The following is a 5021-nucleotide window of genomic DNA, read 5'->3' as shown; positions in this document are numbered from 1 at the left end:
ACCGCCTCGACCACCTGTACGAGGTCGACTGCCCCTGCCCCGCCCCGGGCGCAGGCGCCGCCGACGACGTCTTCGACGCGTACTGGGAGCGGCACCACCGCGACGACGACGGAGACGTGGCGTGCCTCGACCGGCCCGTCGCCGACATCTGCCCCACCTGCATCGACGAGTCCGGCGACCCCCACCCGTGGCCCTGCGAGACCGGGACCGCGGTCGACGCCCAGCCCGAGCCGGCGGCGGACACCGAGACCACCGCACCCCTCACCGACCACTGGCCCCAGGGGGACCGGGATGCCTGACCCCGTCGCCGAACTCCGCACCGCCGCCGAGGCCCTCACCGCCGACCCGACACCCGCACTCCACCACCACGTCGGCGCCTGGCTGACCAGCGTCGCCGACCGCATGGCCCTCGGCGGCTGGGTCGGGTCAGTCGACCGCAACCGGGCGCTCAAGGTCGCGCGGGCGGTCGACCGGTGCCCCGCTACCTGGCAAGGCCAGCGGTGCACGCTCGACGCCGGCAGCCGCCACCTGGCCCGGTCGAACTACACGATCCACGAGATCCGCGACCCGGCCGTGCCCGGCCTCCGGCACTTCACCGACCCGCCGCAGCCCAGGGTCTCGCCCGACGAGCTGCTCGGCATCGCACCGGATTGGCCGCCGCTCGAACGCCGTTGACGCGCCGAGGGCCCGCTGCTCAACCCAGGGGAGACCAGGGAGCGCGGGCCCGACGCCGGCCCGGGGGGGTGGACCGGACCAGGGACGCTACGCCCGACACCGGACAAACACCACACCTTGATCAATACGAGACCAGAGCGAAACGAGAGCGACATGAGCATCGACCTCATCAACGGCATCGCCACGATGATCCTCGCCGGCCTGGCGATGGCCGCGATCATCCGCCTGCTGTGCCGCGTCGACATCTTGGAACGGCAAGCCACGGAGACCGAGACCCACTTCGCGGCGCTCGTCGAGATCGTCGACGGCCTGCGCGCCGACGTCCGGCAGATCCAGCGTGAACGCGACGGCATCGGCCCCGAGTAGGCGCGAAGAAGGCCCCCGATCCCTCGGGGGCCCACGGTCCTGCGTCGCACCCGGACCGTACCGCCCCGGAGGCCACCGTGCAGCACCTCGACCACACCGACACGACCACCGACACCGAACAGCCCACCTGCCCCAGCCACAAGCGCCGGCCCGGCGAACCGATCTGGTGCGCCGACTGCCGCGACGAACTCGCCACCCTGGTCTGGCGGCTGCCCACCCAGCACGACGCGCTCCTGGCGGCGGCCGACGGACAGGCCACCCGCGGGACCGTCGGCCGCGGCGGAACCCGCGTCGACCCGCCCTCGCCGAGCCCCGAGTTCGACGCCGCCGACGAAATGGACACCGTGCTCGCCGAATGGGCGGCGGCCTGGCTCGACCACCTCGGCAGCACCGAAGTCCGCGGGCGCACCACCGGCTGGGCGGCGCGCGTGCTGGGCGACACCCGCGGCGGGCGCGACGTCTGGGCTTGGTACCAGGCCGAAGACCTCGGGCGGGACGTCCGCGTCCTCGCCGGCGGCGCGCGCCGGCTGCTCGGGGGGACCGGAGACGTCGAGAAGATGCCGCTCCACGCACCCTGCCCCGGATGCGACACCGTCTCGCTCGTCCAAGAAGACGGCGGCGGCAAGATCACCTGCCGGCGATGCCCGCGCGTCGTGCCGATCGAGGAGTACCAGGGACTCGTCGCCCGGCTCCTCGGCGCCGCGGCGTGATCACCGGTGTCCCGGACGAGCCTGCCGCCCATCCGGGACACTGACGCCATGGCCATGCCCACGCTCGACGTCCGCAGCCCCGAGGGCCACTGGACACCCGGTCGCGTCCGCTCGTTCTGGATCGCCGGCGGCGTCCTGCACGCTCTCGTTCTCGTGTCCCGCTGGGATCGGTTCGGTGGAGCCATGCACGGCGTGCAGCAGGTCGCCGTCCCGCACCTCGCCGCCGTCCCGGGACAGGATTACTTGACTGTCCCGGGGGCGCCGGACAACGTTGCCGACCTGCTGGCCGCGGACACCGCCGACCGCGAACTGCAGGCCTAGGTCGGGGTGCTCTCGTCGGGTGGGGCCGCGTTCTTCGCCGGCCAGGACGTTCCCTCGGCGATGCGCTTGGCGCGTGACCGCCCCACACCGAGGAGGTCTCCGATGTCCTGCCAACTCAGGCCCTGCTGGCGAAGCACCAGGACCGCCTGCTGACGCATCTCCCGAACCTTGCTGTGGAAGGACGGGATCTCCAGCAACAGTTCGCCCAACGCTTTGGCGCGTTCGCCAGCGTCCGGAATCTTCTCCAGGTCATCGACGGCTGCGAGCACGCGCCGCACCTCTTTCCTCATCCGGCTCCCTCCATGGGCGGGAGCGTAGGTTTGACGCAACGCGCTGTACCCTAGACAGGGTACAGTTGTGTTCGTCGCCACGGCGATGAAGCACCCCGAACAGCAAGCAGCCCCGACTGGTGCGGCTAACACCAGGCGGGGCCTACCTCAGGAGGAATCATCTCCCTTGGATAAAACGCAGCGTAGCCGCAGCTCAGGACCAACACGGCCCCGGCCCGCCAAGCTCAGCCGCACCCCGCAACCGGTCGTTCTCACCTTCCCTGACGGGTACGAACGGGCCGTAGCGCCCCGCGACCTCTGGCGCTTCTTCAGCAAGGTTCGCCACTCCGACACGGGCTGCTGGGACTGGACGGACTCGCAGGACCGCGATGGGTACGCGGAGTTCTCGATCGGCATGCGAACACTTCGCGCCCACCGCTTTGCCTTCCGCTACTTCGTAGGCCAACTCGTCGACGGCATGGTCATCGACCACCTGTGCCGCAACCGCCAGTGCGTCAACCCACACCACATGGAAGCGGTCACCGTCCGCGAGAACACCCTGCGCGGCGAGGCGGCCCCCGCGCACAACATCGCCAAGAACCACTGCGATGCCGGACACCCCTTCGATCGCATCAACACCTACCTGGACCCCCGCGGTCACCGCGGCTGCCGGGCGTGCCGGGCGGAAGCCGCCGCGCGCTACCAGGCCAAGCGTCGGCAGGCCGCTTCGTGAAGCGCCTCGTCAAAGTCGCCTGGTTCATCGTGCTCGGCATGATGCTCACCGCCGCAGCATGGTCGATCTCGCACCGGCTCATCGCCTGGGGCATGGCGCCCACACTGGCCTACGGCATCAGCCTCATGTTCGACTCCGCCGGACTCATCTGCGCCGAGTACTCCCGCCGCGCCGTCCTGCGCGGCACGCCGGCCGGCCTGCCTCGTCTCAGCATCCTCGCGTTCGTCGCCACGTCCGGCGTCATCACCTACACGCACGGCCACTCCATCGGAGGCATGCCCGCAGGCTTCGCGTTCGCCTCGACCTCAGCCCTGGTCGAGCTGCTCTTCGAACTGCACCGGCGTGACGCCCGGGACGCCGAGCGCGCCGCCCGAGGCCTTGTCCCCGAGATGCTGCCCAGGGTCCCGCTCATCGCGTGGCTCATGTACCCCCGGCGGTCATGGAAGACCTTGCGGGCTGCCGTCGGCGTGCGCCTCGATCACCTCGACCCCATGCGGGCGGACACTCCCGAACCGTTGCCGGACAATCATGTCCGGGCAGTCGGGACAGTGCGTGCGGCTGTCCGCGCAGCAGCGGACACCATGCCCCCCGACGCCACGGCAGAGGACATCGCCGATCAACTGGCCCACGCCGGGATCGACGTATCCGAGGACACGGTCCGCAGCGTCCTGGCGGACAAGGCCGGACAGCAGGACAGCACGTCACAGCCGGTCGTCCACCTCGCCCCGGACACGGAGGACACGATCGCGGACACGGTCCGCCGGCTTGTCCGCCAGGGCGTCCGCGACACGGACAAGGTGCTGTCCGCTGTCCGCGCTCAGCACGGACAGTCGGTCGCACGCTCGACCGTCACCCGCACCCTGCGTCGGGTCGCCTGATGCACCCCGCCGTCATCGGCGTGCTGGCGGCGGCGCTCGCCCTGATCGGCCTCCTGGCCCTCGCGCCGAGCCTGCCACCGCGCACCGTCCGCACCCTCGCACTCGAACTCGCGTGCTTCTGGGCGGCCATCGCAGCCGCCGCCGCGCTCTACACCCACTGAGGACCCGCCATGCACCTGTACGCACTCGCCGGCGAAATGCTCGCCACCCAAGCACCCACCGCCCCCACGACACCCACCGCCGCCGGCGGCGCCATCCTCACCGCCAACGTCGTCGCCGTACTCGCCCTCTCCGCCCTCACCTGGTACAACGCCAACCACAAGAAAGCCAGTTGGGCACACCTCATCGTCGCCATCCTCCTGGGCGTCGCCCTCGGCTCCGGCACCGCCATCGGCGACTCCTGCCGCCAAATCATCAACTCCGGCGTCACCGCCCTCACCGGCGTCGTCGGCTCCGTCTGATGCGACCCGTCGACCGCGCCGCGGCACACGTCCACCGGGCGGTCGACGGCCACCACACCCTCGTCGACCGCATCACCACCTGGGTCGCCGCCGAAGCAGCCGGCGCCACCGAACGGCGCCGGGCCATCACCACCCGCGGCGGCATCCTCCTCGGCGGCGCCTGGGCCGGCTGGCAACTCGGACCCACCGCACTCGCGATCGCCACCCCCGCCTGGCTCGCCGCCGCATGGTGGGCCGGGCCGGCAGCGACCGAAGCGACCGACACACCGAAGGCCGAACCCCTCGACCCCGAGGCCGCCCGACACCGCGACCTCACCGCCATCCGTCGGGCCATCGGCGACCGACGCGGCATCCACCTCGCCGAGATCACCGACCGCGTCCAAGCCGCCGGCATCGACTGGGACACCGCCGACGTCCGCGCCTGGATCACCGGACACGGCGTCCGCGTCCGCGACTCGGTCCGCGTCGGCGGCAAAGCCGGCAAGGTCCGCGCCGGCATCCACATCGACGACTTGGACGCCGCCCTCAACCCCACTCCCCGACCCGACCCCGACCCCTCTCCGGCCGGTGTAGCCGCAGGTCACGAACCGCTACACCCCCCGCAACAC

At 71.5% G+C, this 5021-nt stretch carries 11 protein-coding genes; 10 read left to right on the top strand and 1 reads right to left on the bottom strand.

Going from position 1 to position 5021, the window contains the following annotated elements; translation table 11 throughout:
- The 5 genes from ACWCPW_RS51555 to ACWCPW_RS51535 all read left to right on the top strand — a co-directional run.
- On the top strand, positions 1 to 299 hold a 299-nt coding region (locus tag ACWCPW_RS51555; RefSeq protein ID WP_449768612.1), incomplete at its 5' end, for a hypothetical protein.
- Positions 292 to 675 carry a hypothetical protein gene (locus ACWCPW_RS51550; RefSeq protein WP_449768611.1) on the top strand — a complete coding sequence of 128 codons (384 nt, stop codon included), beginning with the start codon at positions 292 to 294 and terminating at the stop codon, positions 673 to 675. The genes ACWCPW_RS51555 and ACWCPW_RS51550, both read left to right, overlap by 8 nt.
- Positions 676 to 828: 153 nt before the next feature.
- Positions 829 to 1041, top strand: a complete 213-nt coding sequence (locus ACWCPW_RS51545) for a hypothetical protein (protein WP_449768610.1) — start codon at positions 829 to 831, stop codon at positions 1039 to 1041.
- A 77-nt stretch (positions 1042 to 1118) separates the two neighbouring features.
- Positions 1119 to 1751, top strand: coding sequence for a hypothetical protein (locus ACWCPW_RS51540; RefSeq protein ID WP_449768609.1), 633 nt, complete (start codon positions 1119 to 1121; stop codon positions 1749 to 1751).
- A gap of 48 nt (positions 1752 to 1799) precedes the next feature.
- On the top strand, positions 1800 to 2072 hold the full coding sequence (locus tag ACWCPW_RS51535; RefSeq protein WP_449768608.1) for a hypothetical protein: 273 nt from the start codon (positions 1800 to 1802) through the stop codon (positions 2070 to 2072).
- On the opposite strand, the gene ACWCPW_RS51530 is transcribed toward ACWCPW_RS51535, so the two are convergent.
- Positions 2069 to 2362, bottom strand: coding sequence for a helix-turn-helix domain-containing protein (locus ACWCPW_RS51530; protein WP_449768607.1), 294 nt, complete (start codon positions 2360 to 2362; stop codon positions 2069 to 2071). The two genes, ACWCPW_RS51535 and ACWCPW_RS51530, sit on opposite strands and share 4 nt — an antisense overlap.
- A 394-nt stretch (positions 2363 to 2756) precedes the next feature.
- Between ACWCPW_RS51530 and ACWCPW_RS51525 the strand changes: the two genes are divergently transcribed.
- From ACWCPW_RS51525 to ACWCPW_RS51505, 5 genes are all read left to right on the top strand, one after another.
- A complete protein-coding gene (locus tag ACWCPW_RS51525) occupies positions 2757 to 3074 on the top strand; it encodes an HNH endonuclease signature motif containing protein (protein WP_449768606.1) in 318 nt (105 codons plus the stop codon).
- Positions 3071 to 3952, top strand: a complete 882-nt coding sequence (locus ACWCPW_RS51520; protein WP_449768605.1) for a DUF2637 domain-containing protein — start codon at positions 3071 to 3073, stop codon at positions 3950 to 3952. Before ACWCPW_RS51525 ends, ACWCPW_RS51520 begins: the two co-directional genes overlap by 4 nt.
- Complete coding sequence (locus ACWCPW_RS51515) at positions 3952 to 4113, top strand: hypothetical protein (RefSeq protein WP_449768604.1); 162 nt, start codon at positions 3952 to 3954, stop codon at positions 4111 to 4113. The genes ACWCPW_RS51520 and ACWCPW_RS51515 overlap by 1 nt, the downstream gene beginning before the upstream one ends.
- A 9-nt stretch (positions 4114 to 4122) precedes the next feature.
- Positions 4123 to 4413 (top strand): hypothetical protein, encoded by a 291-nt coding sequence (locus ACWCPW_RS51510; RefSeq protein ID WP_449768603.1) that lies wholly within the window; start codon positions 4123 to 4125, stop codon positions 4411 to 4413.
- On the top strand, positions 4413 to 5021 hold a 609-nt coding region (locus ACWCPW_RS51505), incomplete at its 3' end, for a hypothetical protein (protein ID WP_449768602.1). The genes ACWCPW_RS51510 and ACWCPW_RS51505, both read left to right, overlap by 1 nt.

This window comes from Embleya sp. NPDC001921 (assembly GCF_053594475.1).
This window is presented reverse-complemented; position numbering and strand designations above follow the sequence as displayed.

Excerpts from the sequence above, each read along its gene's own strand:
- ACWCPW_RS51545 (WP_449768610.1), top strand. The coding sequence starts at position 829 with ATGAGCATCGACCTCATCAACGGCATCGCCACGATGATCCTCGCCGGC.
- ACWCPW_RS51515 (WP_449768604.1), top strand. The coding sequence starts at position 3,952 with ATGCACCCCGCCGTCATCGGCGTGCTGGCGGCGGCGCTCGCCCTGATC.
- ACWCPW_RS51535 (WP_449768608.1), top strand. The coding sequence starts at position 1,800 with ATGGCCATGCCCACGCTCGACGTCCGCAGCCCCGAGGGCCACTGGACA.
- ACWCPW_RS51530 (WP_449768607.1), bottom strand. The coding sequence starts at position 2,362 with ATGAGGAAAGAGGTGCGGCGCGTGCTCGCAGCCGTCGATGACCTGGAG.
- ACWCPW_RS51525 (WP_449768606.1), top strand. The coding sequence starts at position 2,757 with ATGCGAACACTTCGCGCCCACCGCTTTGCCTTCCGCTACTTCGTAGGC.
- ACWCPW_RS51550 (WP_449768611.1), top strand. The coding sequence starts at position 292 with ATGCCTGACCCCGTCGCCGAACTCCGCACCGCCGCCGAGGCCCTCACC.
- ACWCPW_RS51510 (WP_449768603.1), top strand. The coding sequence starts at position 4,123 with ATGCACCTGTACGCACTCGCCGGCGAAATGCTCGCCACCCAAGCACCC.